Annotated in this window: 2 protein-coding genes and 1 pseudogene; all 3 read left to right on the plus strand. The window is 31.5% G+C overall.

The genetic code is table 11. From position 1 onward, the window contains the following. The first annotated feature begins 67 nt into the window (after window positions 1-67). Window positions 68-718, plus strand: a complete 651-nt coding sequence (locus VNJ50_RS07550; RefSeq protein ID WP_325580547.1) for a hypothetical protein — start codon at window positions 68-70, stop codon at window positions 716-718. Beyond that, complete coding sequence (locus tag VNJ50_RS07555; RefSeq protein ID WP_325580549.1) at window positions 712-1,362, plus strand: ParA family protein; 651 nt, start codon at window positions 712-714, stop codon at window positions 1,360-1,362. The genes VNJ50_RS07550 and VNJ50_RS07555 overlap by 7 nt, the downstream gene beginning before the upstream one ends. Then, window positions 1,362-1,701, plus strand: a pseudogene (locus VNJ50_RS07560) (hypothetical protein); the annotation flags it as partial. The gene VNJ50_RS07555 and the pseudogene VNJ50_RS07560, both read left to right, overlap by 1 nt.

The following is a 1,701-nucleotide window of genomic DNA, read 5'->3' on the forward strand; positions in this document are numbered from 1 at the left end:
AGATATAACAAGCGAAATTCAATTTCGGCCTGGTGATGGAAACAAAAGAAAGCAATTAAAAGCCATTTTGAACAAATACAAAGATACCCATTCAAATAAGGTTTTTAAAATAATAGACGACAGAGATGTAAAGGAATGGCAAAAAGAAAGACAAGCAAAGATTAAAACTGATTATTACAGCGAGCTGCAAAATTTTTTAAAAGTGAAATTTGGCTTGGAAATTATCTTTCATAAAAGCGAAAATAATAAACCTTTCGGTTATACAGTAATTGACCATAAAAATAAAACCATCTGGAAAGGGAGTGAATTGATGAAACTGAATGAATTGTTTTTGTTTACGGATATAGAAATAAAGAAAAAGGATTTTGAGAGACTCAATAACTTCAACATCACAGATGACGAAAAGAAAAGTCTGCTCATTGATTATTTCCGATCAAAAGGAGTTCCTATTGAGGGATTTATGCTTTATGAAAAAAGCAAATCTTACACGGAAGAAGCTGCAGAAATAATCAGTAACTCAACATCCTCTGAGGGAGTTTTTATAAATGAAAATCAATTTTTTGTGGGAACACTTAAAGAAGCTGCTCAAAGTATAATTTCTGAAATAGATAAAAGTATGGAAGAACTACTCGATCCTACCTATATAAATTCGGATGAATGGGAAATTGGAAAGAAAAAAGCCATGAATAAAACCAAAAATAAAAATAAGAGATGGTAATTACTTTTGCTAATCAAAAAGGAGGGACAGGAAAAACTACAATTGCTATTGCATTTGCAAACTACCTATCTGTTAATGGTATTGGATTAAAAGTGTTCGATTGCGATTTTCAGGAATCGATACATGAAAAGTACACCTTTGATATTTCAAGTGGAAAAACCCCACTATACGATGTTATTTACCTTGATCATGATTCGATTCCGGATGTTGATAATTTAATAGAAATGAGCGATTCCGAGGAATTATTTGTTTTTGACCTTCCTGGCTCCTTGGATGTCAATTATGTTAATCTTCTTCATTATAGTGACTATTTAATAATTCCATTTGAATACTCGGATGTTTCTATGAAATCAACCATTCGTTTCAATGAATTTCTCAAAGTTATATCAGCTGAATCCCAAAGAATATTTATAAGATCAAAATTTGACAAAGGATTCAGTTACCCCAATAAAGAATCATTTGATTCTTATTTGAAGGAAGAGGCAAAGTACAATCGGCAAGTATCAATAATAGAACATCCAATTTACAAAAGAAATGTTCTGCAAACCATAGACACCTGTTCTCTTACGTATAGACAGAAAGAAGCTGTCATTGATGCATTTAAACAAGTCTTAGAATTAATAAAAACCCCAATTGTATCTTAATGAAAACATTTTTCACCTTAGTTATAGTTACTTATATCGCGTACTACGCCATTAATATTATTTATGATCTTTTTATAAAAAAGGAAAGCAAAGTGAATGATGCTGGATTGGACGAAATAGTAATTGCTGAAGAAAACTATGCGGCTCAAAATATTTCCATAGATGAGGTTGAAAGAGTTTCTCCTCCTGACAGCTTTATGATTAACGAAATGTATTCCGAAAATGGAGATGAACACGTCGATTTAGACTTAGATTTTCTAGAGAAAAAATATGAAGAAGAAGAGTTGTTAGACAATGCTTTCTCTGAAAATAGCGCCAATGAAATTGAAGAAGATGGTT

Origin of the sequence: Gelidibacter sp., from assembly GCF_035577925.1 — a bacterium.
Classification (GTDB): domain Bacteria; phylum Bacteroidota; class Bacteroidia; order Flavobacteriales; family Flavobacteriaceae; genus Gelidibacter.